This window comes from Pusillimonas minor (assembly GCF_014237865.1).
In the GTDB taxonomy this organism is placed as follows: Bacteria; Pseudomonadota; Gammaproteobacteria; order Burkholderiales; family Burkholderiaceae_B; genus Neopusillimonas; species Neopusillimonas minor.
In genome coordinates, this window is the sequence record NZ_JACJUU010000001.1 from 267,154 (window position 1) to 292,667 (window position 25,514).

Below are 25,514 nucleotides of genomic sequence, written 5' to 3' on the forward strand. Positions count from 1 at the left end.
TTATCAAGCTCCTTGGGTTAAAAGGTTTGCCATTGCTGGCGGGGGTGGCGGTAATCCGCTCTGGTCTTCTTGAATTGGGGGCTGTTCTGGCTGAGCTGGTGAAACGCCCTGCATGGCCATGGCTTGCTCTGCAGCCGCCGGCTGTGCGGCTGGCTGGCTTTGCGGCATAACGGGCAAGAACTCTTCAACGTCCACGCGCTCATCGAACCGGCGCAGCGTCTCTTCGAGAATGGCGCGCAGTGGCGAGTAGTCAATGCCTTGGGCGGCCAGCTGCATGATCTGGCTGATAAGGTTCATGATGATTGGCAACGCCTGAGCCCAGTTCTCTTGCAGGCGCAACTTGTCGGGGGCCCCGGTGGTGCCGGCGCGAATCTCCAGCTGAACCATGTCGAACACCTGCTCTCGGCTCAATTGCGGCCAATCAAAGCTGGGCTCGTAAACCGGCATGCCCGTCATCTTGTCAACGGTAGCCTTCCCGGGCCCCATATACCTAGCCACCTGCTCGGGCGTCAGGTTCATTAGCAAGATTTGCGCCGAGTACTGGGCGACCTCTTGCAAGAAGTCTTCCATTCGGTCGCGCATTTCAGAAACCCGACCAGAAAGCGACTGCTGCATAATTGACGCCTCAGTCGCGGTCTTTGGCGTGACGACAGTCGAACGCGCGGCGTCTTGCAGGCCGGTAACTTGCTCCCAATCGGCTCGAATAGAGCTGGTGTCGTAGTCAACCGGGTTAATCGGCACAGATGGGCGCGGCTGGATGATTTGGTTAAGGGGCTTTGCCGAGTCGGTCTTGAGAACAACGACCTCGCCAAGGTCAGACTCTGTCACCTTGGTGATGTTTTTCTCGCTGATCTCGCCGCCGTCTACTACCAAGCCAGGCTTGTTCAATTCGCGATGCTCTTTGAACTTGTCCCGTGTTTCGTTGTACTCAAGCTCTAACTTGCGAGTGAGGTCGACAAAACAGGGCGCGATAAAGTCGTTGTCGACCGTGGCGAACGGAAAAAGAAAATAGGGATACCAACGTTCGCCAACGGTATCCGGGCTATAGGGGTCGCGGCACCAGAACTTGCAGCCGTCGGCCATGGTGTAAATGCGTTGCGATTGCCGATCCCAAATTTCAAAAATGACAATCATGGGGTCATCGCCGGTGTCTTTGCCGGGCATAGAGGCAATGCGCCGATCGTGGGGGCCATCGTAAGCCCCTTCTTTGTAAACCAGCGCCTTGGAAAGATCGACCTTGTACTTAGCCTGGGCGTCACTGCGACGCATCGGGATGATCTGGGCCATCCAGCGCGCGTTGGGGTATTCGTCAAACTCGCAAACATCAGGGTCGATTAGCAGCTGGTCGGACGGCACCTTGTCTATGGCCAGCCCTTCTGCCGCCACTACCTCGGTCTGCTGCTCGAGCGCTTTCATCGTTTCGCGCAGCTCGGCTAGGGTCGCTTCGTGCTCTTGTGCCCGCTCAGGGTTGTCGGCTTCCTGAATCAGATGCTCCAGGCGCACGATGTTGTCTTGGGTGTCGTTAATCCGGTCTCGGATGTAAGGGTCAGTGTTGATATCCCGCTGGTAGGTGACCTTAATCACCCCGTGATAACAGGTCATGGCGGCCGTCAGCAGCGACTTTGCCCGCTTTTTTAGGCCGGCATCGACCAGCGCCCGATTCGTGACTGTTTCAAGGGTCTGGCAAAACAGCTTGAGGTCTTTGTTGACGTACTTGGCCGTTACACTGATTTCAGGGTTTTTGGCGTAGACATTTGGAATTGTTGCCGTCATCGTCGACAGCATCAGGTTCGCTCGTTTCGTGGTCGGCCCGCCATCGCGCCCGAACTCGAGATCGCGCACCTCTTTGCGGTTTTTCCGCATTTGCTCAAAGACCTTGTCCCAGTGCTTTTTGGCAGCCGCGATTTTCTTTTCCCATTTGGCCGCAAGCTCGTCGGTCTCAGGCGTTGCAAGCCCGGACCCCTGCTGGTTGCTGTCGTTAAACATGTGGTTCGATCCTGTGGTTTCCATAGTCATCAACAGTATGGCCAGGGGTTTCGGCGTCATCGGATTTTTGTTCTTCTTCGGGGTTGCGGCGTCGACGCATCACCCCATAACGCAACGCGTCGACGGCGTGGTCTTCGCCGCTGGAGTCATATTTCTCCGGGTCAAGGTCGTCTGGGCCAATGGCCGGCAGCGTTCGAATCAAATGCTTGCAGGTGCTGAATATCTTCAGCTTTCCCTCGGCCAAAAGCCTAAATAGCTCTTGTGAACCGTTGGCAACTGAGCCGCGCGCGTTCCAGGCAGGCTGCCAGCGCACGCCCTTATCTTTGAATATCTGGCCGATTGATCGGTCGGCTCCGATCTTAGAAAAGATGCTGGGGTCGGCCAGATTCATGCGGTACTCGTACCCGAGGCGTTCGTCATGCTCTTCGATCTTGCGTACCTTGGTAGCAACCTTGTCGGCCGGCTCTTTGGTGCCTTCGCCCTCTTTCTCGCCAGCGCCATAAAGCTCACGCCAGATGTATATGCAGCCGTCCGGGTCCATGGCCAGCCACAGCACGCAGTAGGGCGCGGCAAACCCCCAGTCCATGGACTTCCACACATTCCAATGACTCGGGATCGGGAACGGCTCGACAATGTGGCGCTTTGGGTTCCACACGGATTCGAAGAATGCGCCGACGTGAATGTCCCAGTCGCCTTCAAGCCATGCTTTCTTGCGATTCGGGTCTTTCAGAGCTTGAAGGGTGCGGACGTACTCGGGGTCATTCTTAAGCAAAATGACGTTTTCGGTAATGGTCGAGTGGATGGCCACCCGGGGCTTTTCGCCATCTTCACGAATAACAGTGCCTGGGCGAACGCCGCCGGTACCGAGCTTGTACCGTTTCTTGACGACGGCGTGACCAACGCCGAACGGGTTGCAGGTTGCCCGCACCATGCGAGGCATGCCGGGCTCGGCAGAACGGCAGGTAGAGTGCATGGCCTCAAAAAAGGCTAACGAGCGCCAGTTCGTGAGCTCTTCGAAGCCCAGCCAGGGGTATTCGTGCCCGTGGTAGTTCCAATAGTCGTCTTCTTTGGCGCCGTACCGGAACAACAGCATCTCGCCGTCTGGCCATGTCCATGAATAATCTGACTCGTTAAACCGGGCTTTGGGGAAAATGCGCTTGAACCACGTCTTCGACTTTTTGACCACGTCCGCCAGCTGCGGGTAAGTCAAACGGAAAAGTGCCCCGCGCCAGTGCTCACCAAAGCCGCGCCCGACATGCTGGGCGTACGACATCAAAAGCGCGTCTGTTTTACCGCCGCCGCGCGTGCCCTCGAGCAGCGCTTCATATATTGGGCAGGTTAAGAAGCTGGTCTGGCTGCCCGGCAGTGGGCGCCAGATTACATTGGGTGCTGGCATGCTAGCAGTATGCCCAGCGCCGCGTGGGGCGCCGGACAATCGTTCATCCCTGCTGTTGCTGCTTTTCCCACTCTGCTTCGCTCATGGTGCCAGGAACAACGAGAACACCAGAGTTAATTTTGTCGCCGCCCGAAGTGATGTCGAGTCTGTCGTTGAACATTCCAAGGTGGCGCGCGACATTCTCCAAGGCCTTCTCCCTGTCGGCAGCAAGCACCTGAAGGCCATCTTTGCCGATTTTTACGCCAGCAAACGCCATTCGGGCAGGGCCGGACAGCTCCCGAGAATCTTTAACGTGTATCTTGCCCAGGCCCTCGCCTGCGCATTCTGGGCAGGCCGGGTTAGGCGCTCGGTTCGACAGGTAGCCGAATCCTCCAGAACAGTCGGGCGCAGGCCTTTTCGAGTTCTTGGCCAACCTGGACTCTTTGGCATATTCCTGTTCCGTCCATTGGTATTTAAAGCCTTTGCCCCAGCAATGACGGCAGCACTCACGGCGGTATTCAACCAGCTCGTTCATGTCGACGTTGGCCAATTGCCACCAACGCTGAAGCACCATTTCTTGCGTGATGTTGGTTCGTTCAGACAGTTTTTTCTGGGCAGCTGCTACTGCAGCGGCCACCTTGACATTTGATAACAAACGGCTGGACTGCTCTTGCGCGGTCTTTTCGCTGTACCCGGCGCGAACCGCCGCCTGTTTTGCATTCAGGTCAATCAGGTACTCTTCGACAAATCTAGCTTGTCTTGGACTTAGACTCATGACACACCTATCAACATCAACTGCCCGTTTACGCACAGGCGGGGTTCATCATCGTTCAGCATTCGCAGGTACTTTGGCTGCAGCTGCACTACGTCTTGTCGGTCGCCGCCGTCCAGCTTGATCATGACCCGCATGAACGGGTCGAATTTCGACTCATAGCCTTTGTGCGCGACAACAACGCCGGTTTTCCCCGTTGGCGTGACGACAACGGACCCGATTGGGAAGTCCTCGACGTCACGATCTTGGCTTTCCATAGATCCACCCTGCGTTAGGCCGGGTATCGCTTTGCAATGCCGCGATTTTTGGTTCATCACGTTGTGCACGCTCTTGAATGGCGCGCATTTTGGGGCTGACCTTGTAGCTTGGCCGCGCGATGGGGTTGTTGCCTGGAACATATGGATTCTTCACGCCTTTGCCTCTTGCGTTACGGCCCAGTCCAGAATGGCCAGCGCGTCGGCCGAGTTGTCGCCATCTGGGCGAAAGCCGCGGCGCTTGGCCTCGGCGATCATGTCTTCTTTCTTGGCATTGCCTTTGCCGGTCCAATGCTTTTTCACGGTCCCCACGCCGACCGGCTGCAGGGTCAGGCTGTGCGAATCGGCCAGCATTTCGACCAGGGCGAGAAAGGCGCCGTAGACGTGCGCCGCATCGGTGCCGACATGTCGCTTTACGTCCTCGTACGCAATGTGGTTCACCTGGTGCTGCACGATGGCTGTGCTTAGCCAGCTGCGAAAGCGTTGCCAGCGCTGGCCGGGTGTCCACGACTTGCGAGGTGTGAAAGCCTCGGTGCCGTGAATGGTTTTGCCGTCTCGGTTGCGGATGGCGTAGCCCGTCTTGGTGCCCAGATCCAGCGCCAGAATGACGATGTTGCTTTCCGGTTTTGTCACCGGGGAAAGAGGCGGGAAAGGGTTCGTGCTTTCAAACGCCAGATCGTGAGTGGTTTCGGTTTTCATACGTCAAACGCTCCCACGTAATCCGATGCTGACGTCCAGGTTTCGTTCGGCCTTTTTTCTGGTTCTTGCTTTGGCTGTAGCGTTTTTTGACCTGGCCGGCATTCGTCGTCCAAAACTTCGAACATGTGTCGACCGATACGCTGCACCGTGACCGGCCCGCCCTTGCAGTTCAGCAGGTCTTCACGTCCATGGCGCTTGAGCGCTGCCCGAAGCTCTGGCGGTACCGGTCGTCCTGGCGGCACGTTTACGCACCGAAAGGCCAAGCGGTAGAGCCGGTGCCGGTTGTTGGCCAGCGCCGTGATCTGCCCGTTTTCGCTGTACTGCGCGCCAAAGTGCAGGCGGCAAAACCACTCCGAAGAGCCTGTTGTGCTCGAGCTGATCGTGCCGGGCAATTCACAGCCGTTGATGCAGCACAGCGAGGCTGGCTTTTGGTCTGCGTGCCGAGGCTCTTGCGGCTGTTGTCGAGGCGTTTTCACGCCAGCGGCTGCGGTTGCGTAATCGCTCATTCTGCGGTCTCCGATGGTTCTGCCTCACGGCGTCGGATTTCTTCGAAAATCCGGTCTTTGAAGCTGGCGTAGTCTTCGCTGGGTCGGGCGAACATGCCCATTTCTCGGCCCTTTCGGTCAATGCCGTTGTTCGACATCCACCAGCGGTCCTGCGGTTCGGCCTTGCCCGACTTTCCGGACGTCTGGACGTCTTTCGGCTCTCGAAGGTCGGCAAGAATCGTGTCGAGGTATCCGGCGTTGACGGGCTGCGGATTGGCCTGCGTCTGTCGACGTTGCTGGGCGAGCTCGAGGGCTTGCAGTGCCTGGGCGTCGGTTACCCCCGTCTCGGCCCATTTCCGGACTCTGGGGTCCGATGCTTGCAGCGATGCGCCGCGTTTTCGCAGCATGGCGGTCAGCTCGATTGCTCGGCCATGCATCGGGTCGGAGTTAAGGCCAGTTTCTTTTCCTTCGGGCGGCGCGGCAACGGTTTCGCGCTGTTGCGTAGATGTAACACTTGTAGATACTGCCGCTTGCTCCTGTTTCTGTTCCTGTTCCTGTTCCTGTTCCTGCTTCTGGCTTTGAAGGGGCTTTAAAGGGGCTTCGGTGGGGCTATCAAATGCAGCGTTTTCAGGCAGGTGATAGGCGTTGCTGTATTTGGCATAAAAGCCTTGTTTTATCGGGCCTTCAGGGAGATTTTCGTATTGTTTTTGGATGTCTTTGACGCGGTTATCCGTCGCCTTCAACGAGTCGCCGATCTGAAACTTTGCCATTTCGTGGATCCAGACCATTTCCGAATCTTCGTCGTACGTACAAAAGCCCCTTTCTATAAGCTTTTTAAGGCCCTCATAAGCCCCTTCAAAGGGGCTGCCAGTTTCGTGAGATATGTAGATAACAGGGCAGTTGAAAACCCCGATCATGTTTGAGTGAGGGCTCGTCATTAGATACAAGGCGACAATCTGCGCTTGCAAATCGCCTCGCAAAGATCGTCCAGTTTTTCCAGTCCAAAACTGGGCTGAGACTTTAGAATAGTCACGCATCCTTAATTCCCTTCCTCGTGTTGCAGGTAGTGCACAGAACGCGCAAATTCGACCTGTCGTTCGTCCCTCCCTTGGCCTTCGGAACGATGTGATCAATGCTCAGATACACCCCCTCGGTATGCGTGTAATAGCCGTACCCACCTCTTGGAAAACGTTTCTCAAAACCTACAATTCCGCATGAAGCGCACTTGAGTCCGTCCTCGCGGAAAACACGCCTTCTAAGTGATGTCGGCACACCTGAACCGTTAGGCATGGTTGCCCCCATACGCGAATTGCCGGCGCAGCTCGTGAAAGCGCTTGGCGGCCGTTTCGCTCTGATCCAGTTCGCGCCGTGAAATAACGCCGCACTGCTTGCGCACATAGGCAGCGGCCTTCTCTGCGCTGTTCACGCCAACATGTCTTTGGAAGGCCGGGTTCGCGCACAGAATGGCGGCCGTCTTGGCTAGGGTGTGTGTCTGGGCCATCAATTGCCCCCCCTTCGGCCTGTGGCCATGTCTTCGGCCCAAATGCGCCGTTCACGCTCTTTGTTAAGCTGGGATTCAAGCTCTTCGATACGTCGCTGCGCTTCGGTCTTCAACATCACAAGGCCATATCCCCGATGGCTGGCCAACCATTTAAGCGGCGCTTCGTTGCCGCAAAGGTCCATGAGGTCGCACAGCTTGTTAACCGGGAAGTGGGCATCGCCCTTCATGATTCGCGACCAGTGCCCGGCATCAATGCCCAGAGACAAATACACCTCTTTGTCTTCCAGGCCAGATACCTGCACACACAAAGCAATGGCACCGGCCATGGTCGACTGGCGCTCGATCAGCTGCATCGGCACGTCTACTTTCTCGGCCTTTCGGGCTAGGGCCAATTCCGGATACGCAACGGGGTTCATATTTTTAGACCGCATTTGACTGTCCCCTTTGGGCAAAAAAATACGAAGATGACGTCAAGGCTGGGCTGATCACATCGCCTAGGCCGATTGGGATGCGGTCGTCGCGCTTGGGGATGAGATGGTCATCCATGAACGACCTCGGCGTTAGGCGGGGGGGATGTGACCAGCTCTGGCCAGATCTGAGCCCAGTCATCAGGGCGCAGCTCTTGGCGCGTTACGGCACCCTTCGTGGCTCGTTCGATGGCGGAGCACTTCTCAACCGGCAACCGGCGCTTGCCGTCGCGGTAGAAGCAAATTGCTTGGGTGCTAACCCCAATTTCACGGGCGAGCGCCGAAGCACTTCCCGCGATTTCGATAGCTTTGTTAATTGCATTCATGCCTAAATTCTACAAGTGTAGATTTATTAAATCAACAATTGTGTTTGTGCATGTTTCTACGATTGTTTAAATTGCTGCAATGTCACTAGGCTCTCAAGTCCGTAAACACCGCAAGCTCAGGGGATGGACCCTGGAAGAGCTTGAAAAGCGTTCCGGCGTTTCGCGGGGGACGATCAGTGCGCTCGAAAATCGCGATAGCAGCAAATCACAATATGCGACGGACCTAGCTGCAGCATTTGGCCTGACAGTCCAGCAGCTGCTTGAAGAAACAACGATGGACGCCAAAGGGTCCTTACAAGAGCCTACCCCGAAGCGACAGGTGTCTAATGCTGGTGAGTTTTTTTTGCTTGAAGATGAGGCAAGGCTTGTCAAAAGCTATAGAAAGCTCACCAAGCCTGAAAAAGCCTACATTTTGGCTAAAGCTCAAGAGTTCATTGACGACAGAGCTACCGAGGCCGAATCGCCAAAAAAATCCGCGTGATAGATGGCGGTATAACGGCTACAAATACAGTCATTATCAGCACATCAAAAATGAAAGATAAGCCTCCTAATTTTTTGCGCCTAGTTTGGAGCGATGGCATTTTTTTAGGCCAAAGGTAACTGTATGAAATTTTTATTACCGTTAGTTTTTTTGCTGATTTCAGGCTGCTTCGATAGCGAACAGTGGACCGGTTTTGTATATCCAGACCGGAATAACATCCCGTTCGCTGGCGAAGTCCAAAACTTCACAATCGGCAAGTTCCCAGACCTACAGAGTTGCAGAGCGGGCGCCAATGAAACGATGCGCTCAATGGGCGTACGCGGCAGATTAGCCGACTATGAGTGCGGCTTGAATTGTCGGGAAAAAGAGGGCTTTGGCGGCTTGTTAATTTGCGAAGAAACAAGCCGCTAATTTAAGCGGCACAATTCACCCACTACTAAAAGGAGAAGTCATGCGTAAGTTTTTCTTGACAATAATGCTCGTTGTTTTTGGCGCCTCATCGATTGCGCCCGCCTTTGCCCATAGCGGCGGAACTGATCGATACGGGTGCCATCGCGATAACAGTAACGGCACGCGCCACTGCCATTAACACCAGCAAAAAATAACCAACCCGCTGCATGGCGGGTTTTGTTTTAGAAAAAAATCTACGATTGTTGACATAAATAAATCTACACATGTAGAATTATCCCATCAACACACCAAACCGGTGTTTGATCGGGAAGCCCGCCAACGTGAGGTGGGAATGCGGCCAGTGCTGAAAACTGGTGACCGGATGACCTGGCAAACCGATGGAACGCAGCCAGCGACGCGAGAGGGTGACATGCCAAGCATGTATTCGGAATGGCCTGGAAACAGGCCCATAATCAAGGCGGCGGCGTGGAAAGCAGACACGCAGCAGAAAGCTATATGCGGAACGTAAACGGTTAGTGACCGCCAGACAAGGCCAGTCTGGTTAAGTTCGTGTGTTCCAGCCGGGGTAGCGTCCGGCCCGCCTTGATGATGGTGTCCACAAGCGTGGTGCAGCGCTAGGAGTAGCGAAGAACCTGAAATCTCCTGAGCTGGTTTATCCAGCCAATACCAAAAAGGCGGCGGGAAAATAAGCGGGAGTAGCGCCCCGGTGCCATCACTCCCGGAATCTCTTGGAAAGTTGGGAGTAAAGATACAGCAAGAGTGACGCCCAGGAAGAGCACTGGGATTAATCGAAGCGGATGCGGGAACACCCAGGTTGCGAATACGCGCCCTGCCTGTGCAGCCTCGCGACTGGCCCACGATACGGGCCACCCCAATTGCAGACTACCCGAAGGCAACAAACCCTTCGGGCCTGCGACTCGCTGGCAGACGAGTGATAAAGACATTGCTTGTGCGCCTTTGTGGCAGGGCCTGGCAAGCCGCACATGAGGCCAACTAGACGGTCAGCTGCCAACTGACGCCGGAATAACGTAACCGGCACCCTATTCCGCAGTAGCTCATGGAGAGCACCCGGTACTTAACCGGAAGGCGTGAGTGCGACGGCACTTTGGTTCGATTCCCGCCTGCGGCACCCTCAAGCAGTGGCGTTCGGTACAGCGTCTTAGCCGCGCTGATAACGACTCCCTCCCGTTGACCCTAACCCCGGGGCTTTACACCGGGCCCGAGCGTCACTCCTTGAGGGCTGCAGCGTTGCGGCTTGGCCCCGCAACAACACAAACCATCTGACTACGTGAAGGCGAACGACGCTGCCTCAAGCGAAGCTGCCTGCCCTCACCCTCTTTTCTTACTCCCCCAGGAGCCCCCATGACCTACGTACTTGACCGGGACGGCATAGCTGCCTGCCCCGATGATCCGTTGCGCGTCGGCGCCCCCACTTACATCGACATCAACTACGAACAGATCGACGCCCTGGCCGCCGATTACGAGCACGAGGTTTACCAGGTCATCGACGGCTATCGCTCAACCGCCAAGATCGCTGGCGACAGTTACGACGTTACCGAGCTATTCGAACTGATTTTCATGGTCGATAACCCGGAAACCATGCGACTGCTGATGGCCTACGACCGCGCAACAAAAGAACGGCTGATCAGCGCCTGGTGCAAGAGCATGGCCGAAAAACAAATTTTAGGGGAATGACATGTCCGCAACCGATTACGCGCTGATGCTTATCGCCATGGTGGCCTTATCCGGGCTCATCGTCTTTGTGTGGGAACGGTACCTAAACCCGCCACTGATTAAGAAGTACGACGGGCAAGGCGCATGGGCAAAGAACAGTTCAAAAATTCCCTGGTACGCATGGCTATTGTCGCCAGCAGTATTAGCACTCTTTCTTTTTGGGCCGACTGTGGCCGCACGAATTATAGGATAAGAAAATGTCAGATAACAAAAACGCCCTTGCCGTCCGACAAGAATTCGGCGCATCGGAAAGCTCATTTGCTGTAGTGGAAACCGCATCAACCGCCATAGCAGCGCAGTCCAAGGCGATGGTCGAATCGCGCTACATCATGGCCATGCGCAACCCACGCAACTGGGACGCCGTGCGTCAAGACTTGATCAAGGAGTGTCGCCGCCCGAGCTTCGCCAACAACAAGAGCGCCTACTACATCAAGCCGATCGGCAATGGCGTGGAAGGCCTGGGCATCCGGTTTGTGGAAGTCGCGCTGCGCTGCATGAAGAATGTCCTAGTGGAAACCACGATGATCTTCGAGGATGACATTAAGGAAGTGCACCGCGTTTCGGTGACCGACCTGGAAGCCAATATCACCTACCCGCTAGATGTGCGTGTCTCCAAGACGGTGGAGCGGTCCCGCCCAAACAGCGACGGCTCGTACATCAGCGTTCGCAAAAACAGCTACAACAAGGACGTTTACACGGTTGTCGGCACCGACGACGACATTCTGAACAAGCGCGGCGCCCTGATTTCGAAGGCGATCCGCACCATCGGTCTGCGCATCATCCCCGGCGACCTCTGCGATGAAGCGGAAGAAATTATCAAAAGCATTCGCCTGGATGAAGCAGCGAAAGATCCGGACGCCGAGCGCCGCAAGATCGTCGATGCGTTTTCCGATATCGGCGTTACCGCGACCGACCTCACCGGCTACTTGGGTCACGACCTGGGCAAATGCTCGCCGGCCGAGATCGTGAAGCTGCGCGGCATATATGGCGCCATCAAGGACGGCGAAGCCACTTGGCAGACCGTCATGCATAACGAGGCCGAGCAGCAGAAGACACCTGCCACCGACGCCGCCAAGCCCAAAATATGCTCTCAAGAGTCCTTCGAAAAGAAGAGGGCCGGCTGGAAGGCAGCCATCGAAGGCGGCAAAAAATCGGTTAATGACCTCATCGCCACTATTGAATCCAAAGAACTGCTGACCGAAGACCAGAAGATGGAAGTCGCGTCGTGGGCAGTCGCCAAAAACCAAGGAGAGTAACGTGCAAATCCATAATCTCGTCCAGGGCACGCCCGAGTGGCACCAATTCCGCCTGGAGCACTACGGTGCCAGCGAAGCTGCCGCAATGCTTGGCCTATCCAAGAAAGTGAAGAGGACCGAGTTGCTACACATGAAGCACACTGGCAACGCAAAGGAGTTCAGCGATTGGGTGCAAGAGAATATTCTGGACCACGGCCATGAAGTCGAAGCGCTGGCCCGCCCACTCGCGGAAGACCTGATCGGCGAAGATTTGTACCCGGTTACCTGCTCGGACGGCAAGTTGTCTGCATCTTGCGACGGCCTGACCATGTCCGAAGCCATCGTTTTTGAGCACAAGCAATGGAATGAGGCGCTAGCCGCATCAGTCCAGGCAGGTATCGTGCCAGACGAACACATGCCCCAGTGCCAGCAGCTACTACTCGTGACCTCAGCCGAAAAGGTCATCTTTGTAGTATCGGACGGCACGGAAGAAAAGCGTGTCTTTACGGAAGTTTTGCCATCGCCGGAGTGGTTCGACCGCATCCGTGCTGGCTGGGCCCAGTTCGATAAAGACCTTGCCGAGTACCAGCCTGTCCGGTACGCCGAAAAGCCTGTTGCAGACACCATCATGCAATTACCCGCCCTCGCTGTGCAGATCCGCGGCGAAGTGGTCCTAAGCAATCTGCCCCAATTCAAGGCGGCGGCCACCAAGTTCATTGCCGACATCAAGACTGATCTTGAAACCGACGAGGACTTCTCCAACGCCGAGGCTACAGTCAAGTTTTGCGAAAAGGCGGAAAAGGATCTCGAGCTCACCAAGTCGGCAGCTCTGGGGCAGACAGCCAGCATTGACGAACTCATGAAGACCATCGACTTCATCCAGGCGGAACTGCGCACCAAGCGCCTGGCACTCTCCAAACTGGTCACCAGCAAGAAGGCCGAGATAAAGGATGGGGTCATGCTTCGCGCTGGCAGGGCATTTGCCCAGCACATCGAGTCGCTCGAAGCCGAAATCAAGCCTATCCGCCTGGAATACAGCCGCCCGGACTTCGCCGGCGCGGCCAAGAACAAGCGCACCCTGGCCAGCCTGAATGATGCCGTCGACACGGAGCTGGCGAACGCCAAGATTGCTGTCGACGCCGTCGCCAAGGGCATCCGCGCAAAGCTGGCATGGCACAAGGAAGCCGCCAAGGATTACGACTTCCTCTTCAATGACCTGCAGCAAGTCATCTTCAAGGCTGACGACGACTTCCAGCTGCTGGTCAACACGCGAATCGCTGAACACAAGAAGGCCGAGGAAGAAAAGGCAGAAGCCGATCGCGCACGGATCCGGGAGGAAGAAGAAGCCCGGGCCCGGCAGACCGTCCAGGCGGAACAAGCACCAGCATCGGCTCAAACTGCGCCGACCGAGGTGGAAGCTCAGCCCTCTGAGTCTAAGTCGACGGGATGGAAGACCATCGCCACCTTCTCTTCCGGCAAAGCGACTGCGCCCGCCGCGAAAGCATCACGCCCGACCGACAGCGAAATCATCGAGGCCCTTGCCCTTCACTACCGCGTGCACGAAAGCAAGGTTATCGAGTGGCTGCTGGATATGGATCTTGAGCGCGCCAGTGAACAAATGGCGGCCGCATTCTGAACACCCCAGAGAGGGAAAGCCGCCGCGTATCCAGGCTTGACTTACGCCGGATAGAGAGAATCCGGCATCGATTGCCCCACTACAACGGAGAGAAAAATGGACACTAATATCACCGCCAAGCCAATTATCGCTATGGATTCGGTCGAGTCCTCGCAGGTCGCCGCCATCGGCCATGACCCTGAAACGAACACTCTAGCGATCCGGTTTCCCGAGAACCGCAAGGGCGTGAGCAGCGTCTATCACTACGCCAACTTCACCGCCGAACAATTCGATGCCTTCAAGAACGCCGAATCGAAGGGATCGCATTTCGGCAAGTTCATCAAGCGCAATGTGGAGCAGTTCCCGTATGAAAACGTGACCGCGCTGTACGCTGATGTCGGCACAAGTGCGGACGCCACTGGTACGGAAGTTTAAGGAGCCGGCACCATGGCATCAGTCAATAAAGTCATTCTCGTTGGAAACCTGGGCCGCGATCCCGAAGTCCGCTACAGCCCCGACGGCGCCGCAATCTGCAATGTATCCATTGCCACCACCAGCCAATGGAAAGACAAGGCCTCTGGGGAGCGCCGCGAGGAAACCGAATGGCACCGTGTGGTGTTCTACAACCGCCTGGCTGAAATCGCCGGCGAGTATCTGAAGAAAGGTCGCTCAGTCTACATCGAGGGGCGCCTGAAAACCCGCAAGTGGCAAGACAAAGAAACCGGCCAAGACCGCTACAGCACCGAAATTGTGGCCGACCAAATGCAAATGCTCGGCGGCCGTGACGATAGCGGAGCGCAAACGGCGAACCATGCGCCACAACAGCGCCAGCAGAGCGCGCAGGCTCCACAAAGGCAGCAAGCGGCGCAGCACCAATCATCCGCAAGCCTCGCCGATCTAGACGATTACATTCCGTTCATGCGTCACGGCCACGGCGCTGTGTGGCGCGTGATTTAACCCCCTTCTGACATAGAGCCCCCAACCACCACGGAACCCGCGCCCCTAATAAGGGCGTGGGATAGACCTGTGCGCGAAACCCATATTCATCAGGCCCGCGTCTATCTAGCCCAGGCGCGGCACTTCAGGCAACACCCAAGATTTCACGCAATGCTTCTCGACTGGGCGGCCCGCCGGCGCAGGGCCTGCAAGGGAGCCAAACAACTGGAGTTATTTACATGACAGACAAACCACCGGAGCCAGTGCCACGCCTGCGACACGTCAAGCCCGGCCAGCGCGTCCTGCTGGTGGGCGACAAGATGATCCGAACCTTGGTGGTCAAAGACGATCATCACGGCTATTTCGATGGCTTAAAGGCCAGCCTGTGCCACCCGGTCGAGCCAGCGCTCATGCAGTTTGGCGATGGGGGTGGCTGGCGGGTACGGGAGGCCACATGAACGGCCGACGCTGGACTGAGGACGAAAAGACGTTCCTAAGAAAGCACTACCCGGACACCCCGACCAACGCCATTGCTCAGGCCTTGGGCCGACCAGTCAGTCAGGTGTACCGCCAGGCCGAAGCGCTAAGTTTGAAGAAATCGCCGGAGTACCTGGCCAGTCCGTATGCCTGCCGGCTACGTCGCGGCGATCAAGTCGGAAAGGACACCCGCTTTAAGAAGGGTCAGACGCCCTGGAACAAGGGCAAGCCAGGCTCAACCGGGCATCACCCAAATTGTCAGCGCACCCAGTTCAAGAAAGGCCAGATGAGTGGCGCTGCACAACGCAACTACCTGCCGATTGGCTCGATCAGGGTTTCTCGCGACGGGATTCTTGAGCGAAAGGTTACCGATGATCCATCCATATACCCGGCCCGACGTTGGGTTCCGGTAGCTCGGCTTGTCTGGGAAGCGGTCAACGGCCCGATCCCGCCCAAGCATGTCGTGCGCTTTAAGCCTGGCATGACAACGACCGTCGAAGATGAAATCACGATCGACCGGCTTGAGTGCATCAGCATGGCCGAGAACATGCGGCGCAATAGTCTGCACCGATACCCCAAAGAAATTGCCCTCGCCGTACAGCTGCGCGGGGCCCTAAACAGGAAAATCAACCATGTCCAGAAACATAGCCGACCTGCGTGAAGGTCTTTTTGATGCCATGGAATTGCTCAAGAAAGGCAAGCTCGACGTCGACCAAGCCAAAGCCATCAGCGAAATGAGCCAGGTCATCATCAACAGCGCCAAGGTCGAGGTCGACTATATCAAGGCCAACAACGGCGGCGAGACGCCTTTTCTTGAGTCTATCGGAGATAGCAACCTGCCCGATGGAATTGTCGGCCGGCGCGTGCATCGGTTGAAGTAGGCATCGACTTATCCACACAAACTATGAATAACCCAATGGATAACCACATGACAACCAAAAAAGACGCAAGCAGCACGCTGGATTACGTTGGCGTGGTCGATTCGGGCCCATTCCCGCCGATCAAACGCTACGACCTGGGCACCCGCTTTTACAACAGCCTTTCGGTACCGGAGATTGTCGAAACACCCGACGGCAAGTACGTCACGCACGACGATTACCTGATCATGGTGAAGATTAACGACTACCTACAGGCCCGGCTGGCCAAGCAGGCGGCAGAGATGGAAGCGATTGGTGCTGGTGGCGTGAGCGGCAAGCGCATTACTGACGACGGGGCGCTACAGGCGCTACAGGAGTACGAGAAGGCATATCACCGGATGATCGTCAGCGGTACGCCGCAGGACTGTCGAGCGCACGACGCGGCGCGGGTAGCGTTCTGGCGTGTGTTTGGGGGTCAATCATGACCGACCAATACAAAGCCCTGCGCGATGCGCTGGCAGCGGGGCCGTTAGAAGGCCCTTGGGCTTTTGCGCCATATACAAAATCCAGTTTTGGATTGGGAACACGAGGTGATTGTGCGACGTATTTGGTCAAGTGTCAGTACGGTGACACAAGGGATGAGAAGTGCATCGCTGACGTTCGGTACATCGCCGCAGCCAACCCCGAAACCGTTGCTAAGTTGCTGGCCGAGCGGGATGCTCTGGCAGAGTCGATATCCAAAACGGAAGGAGAAAAGTCATGAGAATGCAACGCTACTGGATGGCCCACGACTGCCCCAGCTGTGGGAAAAAGGACGAGCACGACCAATGGGGCGGCGCTCGCATGTGGTCGACTGAATGGGGGCACGGCTTTAGTTGCTGTTCAGAATCCTGCGGGGTGGCTTTCGCCGAAGTAGTCAAAGAAAAAGAACAGACAAAGAAGGGTCGCAAATGGCTGGCCTCGCTGTGGGAAAAGCTTGAATCCCAATCAGATGCGCGCTTAACAGGCGAGCCCTATAGCGGGTACAGCGCGGAGCGCCAATTGAAAGCACTTGGAAGATTCTGACATGGCACAGCAAACCGTACTCAAAGACGAGCAGATCAATCAAATCCGCCGATCTATGCAGCCGTGGCAACTGATGAATGAATTTGCCCGCGCCATCGAGCAAGCTGTATTGCAATCGCCAGAGGTGCAGGCTTTGCGTAAGGATGCGGAGCGTCTGGATTTCATGATCTCGGAAGAATGCCAGATTCAGTCCCTAAGTGCACCCAATGGGGTAAGACACCGCCTTGGCTGGCCAGACTACGGGGAGACGCAATCCGAATGGTTCACAAACCCACGCGTCGCCATCGACGCAGCAATGGAGAAACAGAAATGAAAACCAAACTGCCAACCCTAAACCCAGACGAAATCTATGTCGGCGCTATCGGCAACCAAAAAGGCGAGCTTTACCACCTCATTTTATTGCCCGGTGACAACAACGAAGCCAGCCAAGCCGATCAATTGGTCTGGGCCAAAAGCATTGGTGGCGACCTGCCGAACAAAATCGAAATGGCCATGCTCTGGAATACCTGCCGGGACCAGTTCCAAAAGGATTGGTATTGGTCAAACCAGACCCATGAAATTTACTCCGAGTGCGCGCGGTATCAGAACTTCGGCAACGGCCACCAGGGCGGCAGCTACGTCAGCGCTGAGTTGCGCGGCCGTGCTGTACGGCGCATTCGTTTTGGAGAAGAATGATGACTGAACCTATCAAACTGCCGCCCGAGTTTCGTAGCGGTAACAGCATACCTGTCGAACGGGCAACCATTACCCGTGAACGTATGGTTGAGATTCTTACCGAAGCAGTAGGGCCTTACATAGAGACTCTATTCAAGATTGGCGAACACTTAGGGATCAATTATCAGGCAGCGCGAACGGCTCCCGGTAAACCGTCTGATGTGTATATAGCCGCCATCGAAGACGCCCCGCAATCGCAGGATCGGGAGGATGCAAAATTCCTTCAAGATGAAGATCAGCACGACCTGCACAGATTCATCGAAACCACCGAAGACGGGCAGGGTTACGACATTGGCAAGGAACGGATTAAGCGCCTTACCGAGCTAGGCGTTGTCAGCAATCAAGGGTTTGGGCGCTACAGCGTCACAATGTTCGGCTATTGGTGCCATGAAAAATACTGGCATCAAAACCCGTCCCTTCCGCTGAAAACCATCGATGAACACAACGCCGTGGCTGCGCTCGACCACGCCCGCCGTGTTGAGGGGAATCATGAAAGAGTTGATTGATCTAGTCGCCGCTTGCCCAACTCATTTGCAGTGCTGCGACTTTCACCATTCAAAAGATGACCAGCATGACAGCGACGAGGACTGCGAACCGCTAAATAGATATTACTCGGCACTAATGCATGCACGTCGCCGCATTGCAAAGGAAAAGAAATGAACACTCACGACATTAAGCGCTACGCCGTCAGCGGTGATATCGCATACCCAATACACGAGGAACCGGAAGGCGACTATGTGACGTACGAGGATCATGTTGCCGCCATCGAAGCAGACCGGCAGGCAAATAAGATAACCGGCGAGACCTCTGATGGCTACCACACCTTCAACGAGCTATACGCGCATCGTGTGCGGCTGTTTTGCCTTCTGATGCACGCGCACAAGAACAACGCATGGTGGAGCCGCAAACACCACGACGGCAGCGCATGGGAAGGATGGGTTATCGCAGGTATTGATACACCAGAAGGAACCGCCACCTACCATTTACCAGAAAGCGAAATCGAGAACTTGCCGGAGGGCATCGAACTGCCAATCGGTAAAGAATGGGATGGGCATACGTCCGATGATGTTTTGGTTCGCTTGCTTTCGCTCCGGCAGGCAAGGGGTGAGCCGGTGGCTTGGTATCTGCCTAGCATTTATGGGTACGACTCAATATTCCGCGATCACTCTACTGTCAAATCATGTACCGGGAACCCGTGGACAGGATGGATACCGCTATACACCGCCCCACAACCCCAACAACAGGCGGGTGAGCCGGTGGCTTGGCTTTGCACGCCCGATTTTGAAGGGGAACAGTTTCTGGCGACCACACAAGGCGCAGCCGATACCTTGGAAAAAGACGGTTGGTCAGTGCAGCCGCTTTACGACACCCCACAACCCCAACAGCAAACCAGCAAGCATGTAAAAGACCGTCGCATTGATGATGTTGTGCGAGGCTTAAAGGCGTCTGTGGCGGTTGGGTCTGATGGCCAATGGGTGTCGGTTCGTCGTGAGGCGCGAGATGCGGCAATTAATCGTCTACAAGAACTGAACTCTGATTGCGCCCATATGTATGAATCATATGTTGAGGCGGCTGCGGGGCCAGCACCACACCCCCAACAAATCCCCGAAGGCTACAAGCTTGTGAAAATTGAGTCAGTTAATGACCTTGCAAACACTCATTGCGAGGGGTGGTGCAAAGAAAATGGGGGCGCTGGAAAGTTTAGTGATTGCTTGGGGTGCGATATTTTACGTGCCATGCTCGAAGCCGCGCCAGAACCGAAGGAGCAACCATGAAACCAGAACTAAAGCCGTGCCCTTTTTGTGGCGAGAACGAAAATTTGATTGTTCAGCACTGCGAAGGAACGATTAACCACCCTGCCTATCGGGTGTGTTGTGACAACTGCGGTACCTCAAATGGTTATACAGACAAGGCTAACCATGTGGAGAACTGGAACCGCCGCGCACCAGACAGAACCGAGGTTAAGCCATGAGCCCAACCCTACACGCCCAAATCCTGACCCTCAAAAAGTACCAAGCATGGCGCAAGGGTGAGGACACGCGAACGATGGACGAGGCCGGCATCAAGCCTGCCGCGGTTACCAGCGCGCTTAATGCCGTCATTGCCATCGCTGAGAACCATTTGCGTGATGGCGTGAAAAAGGCTGAGGCGGTAGGCCGCCTGTGCGACCTTGCTCATGAAGCCGTCGAGGTTCTCGATGGTTTATCGGATGATCCTGGTGTGCAATCCCTGTCGCTCCGTCTATCTAAAGCCGCCGCTGATGCCGGGCAGCCGGCAAATAATCTGAGCGACGACTCTGGGTATGGCGCAGAAGGCAGGCTTTTGCTTGGTGGCAATAGAATTCTTGAGGAATGGAAAAAGTCATGAGCAACATTGAGCGCGTTTACGACTACATCGCTGACCACCCTGGCTGCACGACTGCTGCCATGGCAAATGAGCTGGGCCTAACGTTCAGCGCCACTTATCACAGCGTGCGGCTGCTGATTGGCACCTACGGCGCCGTCGAGGCAACAGAAGTCCCCCAGCACGGTCGGGGCTGGAACAAGATGTTTTTGTTGGAGGTCGTCGACGGGGTGAAATTCCCGCCCAAAGGGTATGTCCCCAGACGTCGATCCCGCGCCAAGAAACTGAAACGAATAGAGGCCTACGGGCCTTTTTCTACATTGATCCAACAGCTGGGCCGATGAATTCAACCATTAGCCGTGCGCCGCCACATCAAAAACAATGCAGCAACGAATCAATAGCGTGCTGAGCCTCACGGCCAGCGCGTGGGGCATACAAGTAAGGAAACAACATGGAAGAGACCGCCATCAGCCTGAAGGAAGCGGCCCGACGCCTGGGGCTGGCTTACCAAACCGTATTCCATCGCCGCAACGAGATCGGCTTTCGACTACCAGGCTGCCGCAAGTGGCTGGTCTGGCCGTCTCGACTTGAAGAAATTTCGCGCCCGCAGTACAAAGTGACACGGCTGGCGCTGCGATCAACAGGAGAATCACTATGTCGATCAGACAGCGTAACGGCATCTGGTGGATCGATTTACGCACGCCAAGCGGCGAAAGAGTTAGACGATCTACTGGCACCGACGACAAAAGGGCCGCGCAGGAATACCACGACCGGCTAAAGGCCGAGCTGTGGCGCGTGGCCAAGCTGGGGGACACCCCGCAATACACCTTCGAACAAGCTGCGGTCCGCTTTCTTCAGGCCTCCGAAGGCCAGAAAGACTACGCAACAAAGGTGCGGCACATCAAGTATTGGCGTGATCAGTTTGCGGGGCGCGCCATCAGCTCTTTGACAACGGAAGAAGTGATCGATGCGTTGCCTACGCATGCGATCTACAAGAACAAGGGGCGGGTCAAGCTCACGCCCGCAACCCGTAACCGTTACCTTGCCACGATCAGGCGCATCATTTCGCTATGTGCTGAATGGGGCTGGATCTCTCACCCTGTCAAGCTCAGACCTGCCAAAGAACCTACCGTTCGGGTTCGCTGGATCACCCAGGCCGAGGCGACCGCGCTGGTCAATGTCATCAACAAAGACTGGCTCAAAGATGTCACCCGCTTCGCTCTGGCCACCGGCATGCGCTCAGGAGAAATCCTGTCGCTCGAGTGGTCAGCCGTTGATCTTTCCCGAAACATCGCCTGGGTGTCGGCCAACAAGGCAAAATCCAAAAAGGCCAGGGGCGTGCCGCTTAACCCGGAAGCGGTCGCCCTGATCAACGCCCAAAAGGGTATTCACCCCACCAGAGTGTTCACCCGAAACGGCAACCCTCAGAAGTATGTCGACCCCAAGATGTTCGCCAGGGCATGTAAAGCGGCAGCCATTGTCGACTTCCACTTTCACGACCTGCGCCACACATGGGCATCGTGGCACGTTCAGGCCGGCACGCCGCTGTTCGTGCTGAAAGAATTGGGGGGCTGGGAAACCTTGGAGATGGTCAAGAAGTATGCCCACATGGACGCCACACACTTGGCACCCTTCGCAAATGCGGTCACGTTTTGGTCACACGGGACACCAGAAAAGAAAACAGCCACCGGCTAGGGTGGCTGTAACTTACTGATTTACTTCTGAATTCTTGGCTCCCCGAACTGGGTTCGAACCAGTGACCTGCGGATTAACAGTCCGTCGCTCTACCGACTGAGCTATCGGGGAATTGAAAGAACATAACTATAGCACATTTATTTTTTGGTGTGCAAGCCAGCCCTAAATTTTTTTGCGTTTAACCTTGCTTGCCAAACCGCTGCGCCTGCAATGGTTAAACGCCACACCTGCCCCTTAAACACCCTTTTACCCGGCAGCAGGCCGGCAATTGGGTGTGGGTGGCTTAATCGCCCATTTTACCGTAAATATCGGGCTCTTGTCAGACGACCATTGCTGTTTAAACTCGCCCTGCAAGGGCGACTTGTCAAACAGGGCCATCAGCTCGCTCGACCAGTACCCGCGGCCGTCGGGTGAGTAAACAACCAGCACACCGCAATCCAGGGCGGTTTCGGGATCAAGCCAAGGTGACTGGAAGTAATCGGCGCTAATAAACACCTGGGTGTCGTCAGAAATATTCATGGCGACGTTGCCACCAAACCAGGTGTCGGACGCGACCAACCGCAATGGGGCGTTGGGCACATGCTGCGACCATACCTGGTTAAGCTGCGCGGCGATTTCGGGGCCCGGGAATGTTGAACGCGTCATGCGCCCTACTTCGTAGGCCACCGGACCGCGTGCCACGGCGTAGCCCACGGCCATCAGCACCTGCAAGACAATGGCTACGACTGCTGTACGACGCAACCAGACCTGGTCGCTACCTTTAAGGCGCCAAAAGGCGTAGAAGCCGAAAAGAATAAAAAACGTTGTCCCCCACGAAGCCACCAGCTTGGTGCCCAAAATGGCCGACACCAGCAGGGTCATCACAAAGGGCCCAAGGCCCACCCACAGCAAGAACGACCTTGCTTCGGGAGACATGGCCTGCGCGTATGTTTGTGTTTGCGCCGAATGCAAAGTGGCTGCCGCGTCGCGGCGCTGCCACCACCACAAGGCAAGCCACAGCACAAAAAGCGGCGCCATCCGGGCCACTTGGTCTACCGAAAAATCGACCATGCTTTTCAGAACGTCGATATAGCCGCCGTCTACGTCCATGGAGTTATCGGCATACCGCATCGGTGCAAAATCGTTGGCAACCAACCAGAGCACATGCGGCAATATCACCACTAAAAACACCACTGTTGCTGCGCCAATGCCCTTCCATACGGCTGGGCGGCGCAAATGCCCCTGCACCAGCATAAAGACAAAAAACACCGCAAACTGAATAAGGGCGCTGTATTTGGTCAGCATGGCCAAACCCGCTACCAGCCCCAGCCACAGCCAGTTAGACAAGCCGTCGTCTCGGAGCGCCCTGAACAACAGCCAGATACATGCGGCAATAGACCACAGCTGCGCGGTATTGTGGTTATATATCGTTGCCCGCAACGAAAAGTACATGGTGACCGACACCATAAGGGTGGCCATCAGGGCCCGGCTTGGCGTCGTGAACTCGCAGCCCAGTAAATACACGAACAACAAGGCCAGCGCCGCCACCAGCTGCCCGGCAAAAAAGGTTAGCCAAATGGGGCGGCCAAACAGTTCGACCAGCACATACATTAACCACGACGGCAACGGCGGGTGCTTTGAATACCCCCACTCCAGGCTGGACGCCCACACCAGCTCTTCCATCCCGTCAAGGTCGGGGGCCTTGTGGCTAACCGCACAAAGCGCCGTCCAAAGCACGACCACCACGGCCAGGTAGGCCAGCAATAGCCAGTGTGTGCTGGAATTGGCCTGACGTTGAAACGACGTAGGGACGGAACCAGAATGTGAAGTCATGAAGACGCCCGAGAGTAAAAATGGGTTAAACGCAAATAATTAACGGTATGATGCTGATCTGATTTTTACGGGATTTTATGTGAATCACGGAGCCCATATGCGCAATAGTGGCATTTACTTTCGAAGCTTTGTAACCCTGCTGATTATTGTATCGGTGGCCTTTGGCTGGCTGCTGCTTCCGTATTACAGCGCGCTGTTCTGGGGGTGCGTGTTTGCCATCAGTTTTACGCCCCTGCATCGCAAGCTGCTGGCAAAAATACCGGCACACCCCAACACGGCAGCGCTGGGTACGCTGCTGCTATGCCTGGTGGCGGTCATTTTCCCGCTTATTATTTTGACCAGTGCACTCATTCGCGAAGGCGCTACTATTTACCGGCGCATCGAAAGCGGGCAGCTTAACCTGGGGCTGTACTACGAACGTATCGTCAATGCGCTGCCCGAATCGCTACACCGCTGGCTCGAAGAGCTCGGCATCGCCGACGTGTTCAGCATTCAAGAAAAGTTATCGGCCGGCGCACTCGAGGGCAGCAAGTTCCTGGCCAGCCAGGCCGTCAATATCGGGCAAAACACGGCCGGCTTTTTAATCAGCATGGCCATCATGCTGTATTTGCTGTTTTTTTTGCTGCGTGACGGCTCCTCATTGGCACGAACCATCAACCTGGTTATACCTTTAAGCGACGAGCACAAGCAGATGCTCATCCAGAAATTCATCACCGTCGTGCGCGCTACCGTTAAGGGCAATATTGTGGTGGCGGCCACGCAAGGCGCACTGGGCGGGTTTATTTTCTGGGTGCTGGGTATCGACGGCGCACTGCTGTGGGGCGTAATTATGGCGTTTTTGTCGTTGCTGCCCGCTGTTGGCGCTGCCATCATCTGGGCACCCGTAGCCGTCTACTTCCTGGTCACCGGCGCCTATTGGGACGGCGCCATTCTGATTCTGTTCGGAGTTCTGGTCATTGGTCTGGTCGACAACATTTTGCGCCCGCTGCTGGTAGGTAAAGACACCAAAATGCCCGATTACGTCGTACTTATTTCCACATTGGGCGGCTTGGCCACCTTTGGCCTTAACGGTTTTGTCATCGGGCCGCTGCTGGCCGCCCTGTTCATGTCGGTGTGGTCGCTGTTCCCCGCCGCCATCAACGCTCAAAAAATGTAACAATTTTGCGGTAATTTGCCGAATGGGGGTTGTTGTGCAAAGCACCTGCCCCAAATCGCCCGCACAATCGGTACAATTTGCCAATTACATCCGGCATGCCTAGGCCATTTTCCCTAAAAAATGTAACCATTTGCACAGGGCTTGTCATTTTGCTGCACTTATAAAAGCATTGCCATGGACAACACCAACACGCTGCCAAACTCGAACATCGACGTCAACGACCCGCACACCATTACGGCCGAGCTCGAAATTCAGTCGGTACTGCGCAATATCCAGCGTCAACGTTCGCTGCTGCACGTGCATGTGTCCAACAGCGTTACGGCCATGATCAGCACCATCCTCGACGTTGATCGCAACAACAACCAATGGATTTTCGACATTTCGGCCGACGCCAGTACCAATCAGCGGGTTCAGTCGGCCAACAAAATCATTGTCGAAACATCGCTTGAAAAAATTCATATCAAGTTTGTCTGCGGCAGCGTAAAACCTTGCGACTTCGAAGGCAAGCCCGCCTTGTGCGCCCCGCTGCCCCAGGCCCTCAGCTACCTGCAGCGGCGCGACTTCTATCGTATCAACACGCCTATCACCAACCCGGTCATGTGCCGCATCCCCGTGCGCGAAAACCAAAAGCTCAAAATGGTGTCACTGCCCTTGGGTGACATCAGCGGCGGCGGCATCGGCGTGTTCGACGACCATCATCTGCCCGAACGCTCCATGGGCACCATCTACGACAACTGCGAGATCACGCTGCCCGATGTCGGCGTCATTACGGTCAGTCTGCGTATTCAACACGTCGTCGAACAAGAACTGCCCAGCGGCAAAACCCGTTTTCGCGTGGGCTGCGCATTTGTGCGGCCTTCTGGCCCTACCCTCAACCTTATTCAACGCTACGTGGGCAAGCTCGAACGTGAACTTATCGCCAAGCGGCGTGGTTTTGGCTAATACCCAGCTATCGCCCCGCATTGCAACAAAAAAACAAAATTCGGTATAATTTTGGGCTTAGCTTTTAAGCTTTAGCCGATATAGCTCAGTTGGTAGAGCAGCTCATTCGTAATGAGAAGGTCGTAGGTTCGACTCCTATTATCGGCACCAAAATACAAAGCCCTTTCTGGTTTTTG

At 55.7% G+C, this 25,514-nt stretch carries 37 protein-coding genes and 3 tRNA genes; 27 read left to right on the top strand and 13 right to left on the bottom strand.

All coding sequences use genetic code 11. From position 1 onward, the window contains the following. Nucleotides 1-3 precede the first annotated feature (3 nt). From GTU67_RS01400 to GTU67_RS01450, 11 genes are all read right to left on the bottom strand, one after another. Entirely contained in the window at nt 4-1,986 is a 1,983-nt protein-coding gene (locus GTU67_RS01400; RefSeq protein WP_185778405.1) for a hypothetical protein, read from the bottom strand. Further along, nucleotides 1,979-3,382, bottom strand: a complete 1,404-nt coding sequence (locus GTU67_RS01405) for a terminase family protein (protein WP_185778406.1) — start codon at nt 3,380-3,382, stop codon at nt 1,979-1,981. Before GTU67_RS01405 ends, GTU67_RS01400 begins: the two co-directional genes overlap by 8 nt. Before the next feature lie 43 nt (nt 3,383-3,425). Then, nucleotides 3,426-4,136: a terminase small subunit gene (locus GTU67_RS01410; RefSeq protein ID WP_185778407.1), complete on the bottom strand. Its 711-nt coding sequence runs from the start codon at nt 4,134-4,136 to the stop codon at nt 3,426-3,428. Continuing rightward, complete coding sequence (locus GTU67_RS01415; RefSeq protein WP_185778408.1) at nt 4,133-4,390, bottom strand: hypothetical protein; 258 nt, start codon at nt 4,388-4,390, stop codon at nt 4,133-4,135. The genes GTU67_RS01410 and GTU67_RS01415 overlap by 4 nt, the downstream gene beginning before the upstream one ends. A 150-nt stretch (nt 4,391-4,540) precedes the next feature. After that, complete coding sequence (locus GTU67_RS01420; protein ID WP_249417478.1) at nt 4,541-5,086, bottom strand: crossover junction endodeoxyribonuclease RuvC; 546 nt, start codon at nt 5,084-5,086, stop codon at nt 4,541-4,543. After that, nucleotides 5,083-5,592 carry a hypothetical protein gene (locus tag GTU67_RS01425; protein WP_185778409.1) on the bottom strand — a complete coding sequence of 170 codons (510 nt, stop codon included), beginning with the start codon at nt 5,590-5,592 and terminating at the stop codon, nt 5,083-5,085. The genes GTU67_RS01420 and GTU67_RS01425 overlap by 4 nt, the downstream gene beginning before the upstream one ends. Beyond that, nucleotides 5,589-6,608 carry a hypothetical protein gene (locus GTU67_RS01430; RefSeq protein WP_185778410.1) on the bottom strand — a complete coding sequence of 340 codons (1,020 nt, stop codon included), beginning with the start codon at nt 6,606-6,608 and terminating at the stop codon, nt 5,589-5,591. Before GTU67_RS01430 ends, GTU67_RS01425 begins: the two co-directional genes overlap by 4 nt. Next, complete coding sequence (locus tag GTU67_RS15660; RefSeq protein WP_430458985.1) at nt 6,601-6,873, bottom strand: HNH endonuclease; 273 nt, start codon at nt 6,871-6,873, stop codon at nt 6,601-6,603. Before GTU67_RS15660 ends, GTU67_RS01430 begins: the two co-directional genes overlap by 8 nt. Continuing rightward, on the bottom strand, nt 6,854-7,072 hold the full coding sequence (locus GTU67_RS01440; protein WP_221893223.1) for a hypothetical protein: 219 nt from the start codon (nt 7,070-7,072) through the stop codon (nt 6,854-6,856). The genes GTU67_RS15660 and GTU67_RS01440 overlap by 20 nt, the downstream gene beginning before the upstream one ends. After that, the gene (locus GTU67_RS01445) at nt 7,072-7,503 is read right to left on the bottom strand and encodes a transcriptional regulator (RefSeq protein WP_185778413.1); all 432 of its coding nucleotides are present in this window, start codon (nt 7,501-7,503) and stop codon (nt 7,072-7,074) included. Before GTU67_RS01445 ends, GTU67_RS01440 begins: the two co-directional genes overlap by 1 nt. A gap of 107 nt (nt 7,504-7,610) precedes the next feature. Continuing rightward, nucleotides 7,611-7,865, bottom strand: coding sequence for a transcriptional regulator (locus GTU67_RS01450; RefSeq protein WP_185778414.1), 255 nt, complete (start codon nt 7,863-7,865; stop codon nt 7,611-7,613). Between the two features lie 79 nt (nt 7,866-7,944). On the opposite strand from GTU67_RS01450, the gene GTU67_RS01455 reads away from it, so the two are divergent. The 24 genes from GTU67_RS01455 (at nt 7,945) to GTU67_RS01570 (ending at nt 21,428) form a co-directional block, all read left to right on the top strand. Further along, entirely contained in the window at nt 7,945-8,346 is a 402-nt protein-coding gene (locus tag GTU67_RS01455) for a helix-turn-helix domain-containing protein (RefSeq protein ID WP_185778415.1), read from the top strand. Nucleotides 8,347-8,469: 123 nt separating this feature from the next. Continuing rightward, the gene (locus tag GTU67_RS01460; protein WP_185778416.1) at nt 8,470-8,757 is read left to right on the top strand and encodes a hypothetical protein; all 288 of its coding nucleotides are present in this window, start codon (nt 8,470-8,472) and stop codon (nt 8,755-8,757) included. A gap of 64 nt (nt 8,758-8,821) precedes the next feature. Next, nucleotides 8,822-8,935: a YHYH domain-containing protein gene (locus GTU67_RS01465; protein WP_249417506.1), complete on the top strand. Its 114-nt coding sequence runs from the start codon at nt 8,822-8,824 to the stop codon at nt 8,933-8,935. An 867-nt stretch (nt 8,936-9,802) separates the two neighbouring features. Beyond that, nucleotides 9,803-9,886 (top strand) — tRNA-Lys (locus GTU67_RS01470). Between the two features lie 233 nt (nt 9,887-10,119). Continuing rightward, a complete protein-coding gene (locus GTU67_RS01475) occupies nt 10,120-10,452 on the top strand; it encodes a hypothetical protein (protein ID WP_185778418.1) in 333 nt (110 codons plus the stop codon). Nucleotide 10,453: 1 nt separating this feature from the next. Then, nucleotides 10,454-10,684, top strand: coding sequence for a hypothetical protein (locus GTU67_RS01480; RefSeq protein ID WP_185778419.1), 231 nt, complete (start codon nt 10,454-10,456; stop codon nt 10,682-10,684). 4 nt (nt 10,685-10,688) lie between these two features. Further along, the gene (locus tag GTU67_RS01485; RefSeq protein WP_185778420.1) at nt 10,689-11,747 is read left to right on the top strand and encodes a hypothetical protein; all 1,059 of its coding nucleotides are present in this window, start codon (nt 10,689-10,691) and stop codon (nt 11,745-11,747) included. Between the two features lies 1 nt (nt 11,748). After that, nucleotides 11,749-13,362 carry a YqaJ viral recombinase family protein gene (locus GTU67_RS01490; RefSeq protein ID WP_185778421.1) on the top strand — a complete coding sequence of 538 codons (1,614 nt, stop codon included), beginning with the start codon at nt 11,749-11,751 and terminating at the stop codon, nt 13,360-13,362. Nucleotides 13,363-13,458: 96 nt separating this feature from the next. Continuing rightward, nucleotides 13,459-13,776, top strand: coding sequence for a KTSC domain-containing protein (locus GTU67_RS01495; protein WP_185778422.1), 318 nt, complete (start codon nt 13,459-13,461; stop codon nt 13,774-13,776). 12 nt (nt 13,777-13,788) lie between these two features. Then, nucleotides 13,789-14,298, top strand: coding sequence for a single-stranded DNA-binding protein (gene ssb, locus GTU67_RS01500; RefSeq protein ID WP_185778423.1), 510 nt, complete (start codon nt 13,789-13,791; stop codon nt 14,296-14,298). Nucleotides 14,299-14,516: 218 nt separating this feature from the next. Further along, entirely contained in the window at nt 14,517-14,735 is a 219-nt protein-coding gene (locus GTU67_RS01505) for a hypothetical protein (protein WP_185778424.1), read from the top strand. Next, nucleotides 14,732-15,415 (top strand): HNH endonuclease family protein, encoded by a 684-nt coding sequence (locus tag GTU67_RS01510; protein ID WP_185778425.1) that lies wholly within the window; start codon nt 14,732-14,734, stop codon nt 15,413-15,415. The genes GTU67_RS01505 and GTU67_RS01510 overlap by 4 nt, the downstream gene beginning before the upstream one ends. After that, a complete protein-coding gene (locus GTU67_RS01515; protein ID WP_185778426.1) occupies nt 15,387-15,635 on the top strand; it encodes a hypothetical protein in 249 nt (82 codons plus the stop codon). Before GTU67_RS01510 ends, GTU67_RS01515 begins: the two co-directional genes overlap by 29 nt. Before the next feature lie 47 nt (nt 15,636-15,682). Next, nucleotides 15,683-16,096, top strand: a complete 414-nt coding sequence (locus GTU67_RS01520) for a hypothetical protein (RefSeq protein ID WP_185778427.1) — start codon at nt 15,683-15,685, stop codon at nt 16,094-16,096. Then, nucleotides 16,093-16,374: a hypothetical protein gene (locus GTU67_RS01525; protein ID WP_185778428.1), complete on the top strand. Its 282-nt coding sequence runs from the start codon at nt 16,093-16,095 to the stop codon at nt 16,372-16,374. The genes GTU67_RS01520 and GTU67_RS01525 overlap by 4 nt, the downstream gene beginning before the upstream one ends. Next, nucleotides 16,371-16,676, top strand: coding sequence for a hypothetical protein (locus GTU67_RS01530; protein WP_185778429.1), 306 nt, complete (start codon nt 16,371-16,373; stop codon nt 16,674-16,676). Before GTU67_RS01525 ends, GTU67_RS01530 begins: the two co-directional genes overlap by 4 nt. A 1-nt stretch (nt 16,677) precedes the next feature. Further along, nucleotides 16,678-16,989, top strand: coding sequence for a hypothetical protein (locus tag GTU67_RS01535; protein ID WP_185778430.1), 312 nt, complete (start codon nt 16,678-16,680; stop codon nt 16,987-16,989). Next, nucleotides 16,986-17,351, top strand: coding sequence for an Lcl C-terminal domain-containing protein (locus GTU67_RS01540; protein WP_185778431.1), 366 nt, complete (start codon nt 16,986-16,988; stop codon nt 17,349-17,351). Before GTU67_RS01535 ends, GTU67_RS01540 begins: the two co-directional genes overlap by 4 nt. Further along, nucleotides 17,348-17,896: a hypothetical protein gene (locus GTU67_RS01545; RefSeq protein ID WP_185778432.1), complete on the top strand. Its 549-nt coding sequence runs from the start codon at nt 17,348-17,350 to the stop codon at nt 17,894-17,896. Before GTU67_RS01540 ends, GTU67_RS01545 begins: the two co-directional genes overlap by 4 nt. A 150-nt stretch (nt 17,897-18,046) precedes the next feature. Continuing rightward, nucleotides 18,047-19,165: a WDGH domain-containing protein gene (locus tag GTU67_RS15195; RefSeq protein ID WP_221893224.1), complete on the top strand. Its 1,119-nt coding sequence runs from the start codon at nt 18,047-18,049 to the stop codon at nt 19,163-19,165. Further along, a complete protein-coding gene (locus GTU67_RS15665) occupies nt 19,162-19,362 on the top strand; it encodes a Lar family restriction alleviation protein (RefSeq protein ID WP_185778433.1) in 201 nt (66 codons plus the stop codon). The genes GTU67_RS15195 and GTU67_RS15665 overlap by 4 nt, the downstream gene beginning before the upstream one ends. Beyond that, entirely contained in the window at nt 19,359-19,757 is a 399-nt protein-coding gene (locus tag GTU67_RS01560) for a hypothetical protein (protein ID WP_185778434.1), read from the top strand. The genes GTU67_RS15665 and GTU67_RS01560 overlap by 4 nt, the downstream gene beginning before the upstream one ends. Then, on the top strand, nt 19,754-20,077 hold the full coding sequence (locus GTU67_RS01565; RefSeq protein WP_185778435.1) for a hypothetical protein: 324 nt from the start codon (nt 19,754-19,756) through the stop codon (nt 20,075-20,077). Before GTU67_RS01560 ends, GTU67_RS01565 begins: the two co-directional genes overlap by 4 nt. Before the next feature lie 310 nt (nt 20,078-20,387). Further along, complete coding sequence (locus tag GTU67_RS01570; RefSeq protein ID WP_185778436.1) at nt 20,388-21,428, top strand: tyrosine-type recombinase/integrase; 1,041 nt, start codon at nt 20,388-20,390, stop codon at nt 21,426-21,428. Nucleotides 21,429-21,463: 35 nt separating this feature from the next. On the opposite strand, the gene GTU67_RS01575 is transcribed toward GTU67_RS01570, so the two are convergent. Together GTU67_RS01575 and GTU67_RS01580 are read right to left on the bottom strand one after the other, a co-directional pair. Further along, nucleotides 21,464-21,539: transfer RNA gene (locus GTU67_RS01575), tRNA-Asn, on the bottom strand. Between the two features lie 135 nt (nt 21,540-21,674). Continuing rightward, on the bottom strand, nt 21,675-23,240 hold the full coding sequence (locus GTU67_RS01580) for a glycosyltransferase family 39 protein (RefSeq protein ID WP_185778437.1): 1,566 nt from the start codon (nt 23,238-23,240) through the stop codon (nt 21,675-21,677). A 97-nt stretch (nt 23,241-23,337) separates the two neighbouring features. Between GTU67_RS01580 and GTU67_RS01585 the strand changes: the two genes are divergently transcribed. The 3 genes from GTU67_RS01585 to GTU67_RS01595 all read left to right on the top strand — a co-directional run bounded on the left by GTU67_RS01585 (nt 23,338) and on the right by GTU67_RS01595 (nt 25,488). Then, on the top strand, nt 23,338-24,396 hold the full coding sequence (locus GTU67_RS01585) for an AI-2E family transporter (protein ID WP_185778438.1): 1,059 nt from the start codon (nt 23,338-23,340) through the stop codon (nt 24,394-24,396). A gap of 174 nt (nt 24,397-24,570) precedes the next feature. Further along, a complete protein-coding gene (locus tag GTU67_RS01590) occupies nt 24,571-25,338 on the top strand; it encodes a flagellar brake protein (RefSeq protein WP_185778439.1) in 768 nt (255 codons plus the stop codon). A gap of 74 nt (nt 25,339-25,412) precedes the next feature. Then, a tRNA-Thr gene (locus GTU67_RS01595) sits at nt 25,413-25,488 on the top strand. Nucleotides 25,489-25,514: the final 26 nt, after the last annotated feature.

Excerpts from the sequence above, each read along its gene's own strand:
- GTU67_RS01535 (WP_185778430.1), top strand. The coding sequence starts at position 16,678 with ATGGCACAGCAAACCGTACTCAAAGACGAGCAGATCAATCAAATCCGC.
- GTU67_RS01465 (WP_249417506.1), top strand. The coding sequence starts at position 8,822 with ATGCTCGTTGTTTTTGGCGCCTCATCGATTGCGCCCGCCTTTGCCCAT.
- GTU67_RS15195 (WP_221893224.1), top strand. The coding sequence starts at position 18,047 with ATGAACACTCACGACATTAAGCGCTACGCCGTCAGCGGTGATATCGCA.
- GTU67_RS01545 (WP_185778432.1), top strand. The coding sequence starts at position 17,348 with ATGATGACTGAACCTATCAAACTGCCGCCCGAGTTTCGTAGCGGTAAC.
- GTU67_RS01480 (WP_185778419.1), top strand. The coding sequence starts at position 10,454 with ATGTCCGCAACCGATTACGCGCTGATGCTTATCGCCATGGTGGCCTTA.
- GTU67_RS01570 (WP_185778436.1), top strand. The coding sequence starts at position 20,388 with ATGTCGATCAGACAGCGTAACGGCATCTGGTGGATCGATTTACGCACG.
- GTU67_RS01495 (WP_185778422.1), top strand. The coding sequence starts at position 13,459 with ATGGACACTAATATCACCGCCAAGCCAATTATCGCTATGGATTCGGTC.
- GTU67_RS01485 (WP_185778420.1), top strand. The coding sequence starts at position 10,689 with ATGTCAGATAACAAAAACGCCCTTGCCGTCCGACAAGAATTCGGCGCA.
- ssb (WP_185778423.1), top strand. The coding sequence starts at position 13,789 with ATGGCATCAGTCAATAAAGTCATTCTCGTTGGAAACCTGGGCCGCGAT.
- GTU67_RS01565 (WP_185778435.1), top strand. The coding sequence starts at position 19,754 with ATGAGCAACATTGAGCGCGTTTACGACTACATCGCTGACCACCCTGGC.
- GTU67_RS01420 (WP_249417478.1), bottom strand. The coding sequence starts at position 5,086 with ATGAAAACCGAAACCACTCACGATCTGGCGTTTGAAAGCACGAACCCT.
- GTU67_RS01540 (WP_185778431.1), top strand. The coding sequence starts at position 16,986 with ATGAAAACCAAACTGCCAACCCTAAACCCAGACGAAATCTATGTCGGC.
- GTU67_RS01510 (WP_185778425.1), top strand. The coding sequence starts at position 14,732 with ATGAACGGCCGACGCTGGACTGAGGACGAAAAGACGTTCCTAAGAAAG.
- GTU67_RS01425 (WP_185778409.1), bottom strand. The coding sequence starts at position 5,592 with ATGAGCGATTACGCAACCGCAGCCGCTGGCGTGAAAACGCCTCGACAA.
- GTU67_RS01585 (WP_185778438.1), top strand. The coding sequence starts at position 23,338 with ATGCGCAATAGTGGCATTTACTTTCGAAGCTTTGTAACCCTGCTGATT.
- GTU67_RS01560 (WP_185778434.1), top strand. The coding sequence starts at position 19,359 with ATGAGCCCAACCCTACACGCCCAAATCCTGACCCTCAAAAAGTACCAA.
- GTU67_RS15660 (WP_430458985.1), bottom strand. The coding sequence starts at position 6,873 with ATGGGGGCAACCATGCCTAACGGTTCAGGTGTGCCGACATCACTTAGA.
- GTU67_RS01400 (WP_185778405.1), bottom strand. The coding sequence starts at position 1,986 with ATGTTTAACGACAGCAACCAGCAGGGGTCCGGGCTTGCAACGCCTGAG.
- GTU67_RS01430 (WP_185778410.1), bottom strand. The coding sequence starts at position 6,608 with ATGCGTGACTATTCTAAAGTCTCAGCCCAGTTTTGGACTGGAAAAACT.
- GTU67_RS01520 (WP_185778427.1), top strand. The coding sequence starts at position 15,683 with ATGACAACCAAAAAAGACGCAAGCAGCACGCTGGATTACGTTGGCGTG.
- GTU67_RS01580 (WP_185778437.1), bottom strand. The coding sequence starts at position 23,240 with ATGACTTCACATTCTGGTTCCGTCCCTACGTCGTTTCAACGTCAGGCC.
- GTU67_RS01505 (WP_185778424.1), top strand. The coding sequence starts at position 14,517 with ATGACAGACAAACCACCGGAGCCAGTGCCACGCCTGCGACACGTCAAG.
- GTU67_RS01405 (WP_185778406.1), bottom strand. The coding sequence starts at position 3,382 with ATGCCAGCACCCAATGTAATCTGGCGCCCACTGCCGGGCAGCCAGACC.
- GTU67_RS01460 (WP_185778416.1), top strand. The coding sequence starts at position 8,470 with ATGAAATTTTTATTACCGTTAGTTTTTTTGCTGATTTCAGGCTGCTTC.
- GTU67_RS01440 (WP_221893223.1), bottom strand. The coding sequence starts at position 7,072 with ATGGCCCAGACACACACCCTAGCCAAGACGGCCGCCATTCTGTGCGCG.
- GTU67_RS01410 (WP_185778407.1), bottom strand. The coding sequence starts at position 4,136 with ATGAGTCTAAGTCCAAGACAAGCTAGATTTGTCGAAGAGTACCTGATT.
- GTU67_RS01590 (WP_185778439.1), top strand. The coding sequence starts at position 24,571 with ATGGACAACACCAACACGCTGCCAAACTCGAACATCGACGTCAACGAC.
- GTU67_RS01450 (WP_185778414.1), bottom strand. The coding sequence starts at position 7,865 with ATGAATGCAATTAACAAAGCTATCGAAATCGCGGGAAGTGCTTCGGCG.
- GTU67_RS01530 (WP_185778429.1), top strand. The coding sequence starts at position 16,371 with ATGAGAATGCAACGCTACTGGATGGCCCACGACTGCCCCAGCTGTGGG.
- GTU67_RS01415 (WP_185778408.1), bottom strand. The coding sequence starts at position 4,390 with ATGGAAAGCCAAGATCGTGACGTCGAGGACTTCCCAATCGGGTCCGTT.
- GTU67_RS01525 (WP_185778428.1), top strand. The coding sequence starts at position 16,093 with ATGACCGACCAATACAAAGCCCTGCGCGATGCGCTGGCAGCGGGGCCG.
- GTU67_RS15665 (WP_185778433.1), top strand. The coding sequence starts at position 19,162 with ATGAAACCAGAACTAAAGCCGTGCCCTTTTTGTGGCGAGAACGAAAAT.
- GTU67_RS01475 (WP_185778418.1), top strand. The coding sequence starts at position 10,120 with ATGACCTACGTACTTGACCGGGACGGCATAGCTGCCTGCCCCGATGAT.
- GTU67_RS01445 (WP_185778413.1), bottom strand. The coding sequence starts at position 7,503 with ATGCGGTCTAAAAATATGAACCCCGTTGCGTATCCGGAATTGGCCCTA.
- GTU67_RS01455 (WP_185778415.1), top strand. The coding sequence starts at position 7,945 with ATGTCACTAGGCTCTCAAGTCCGTAAACACCGCAAGCTCAGGGGATGG.
- GTU67_RS01515 (WP_185778426.1), top strand. The coding sequence starts at position 15,387 with ATGTCCAGAAACATAGCCGACCTGCGTGAAGGTCTTTTTGATGCCATG.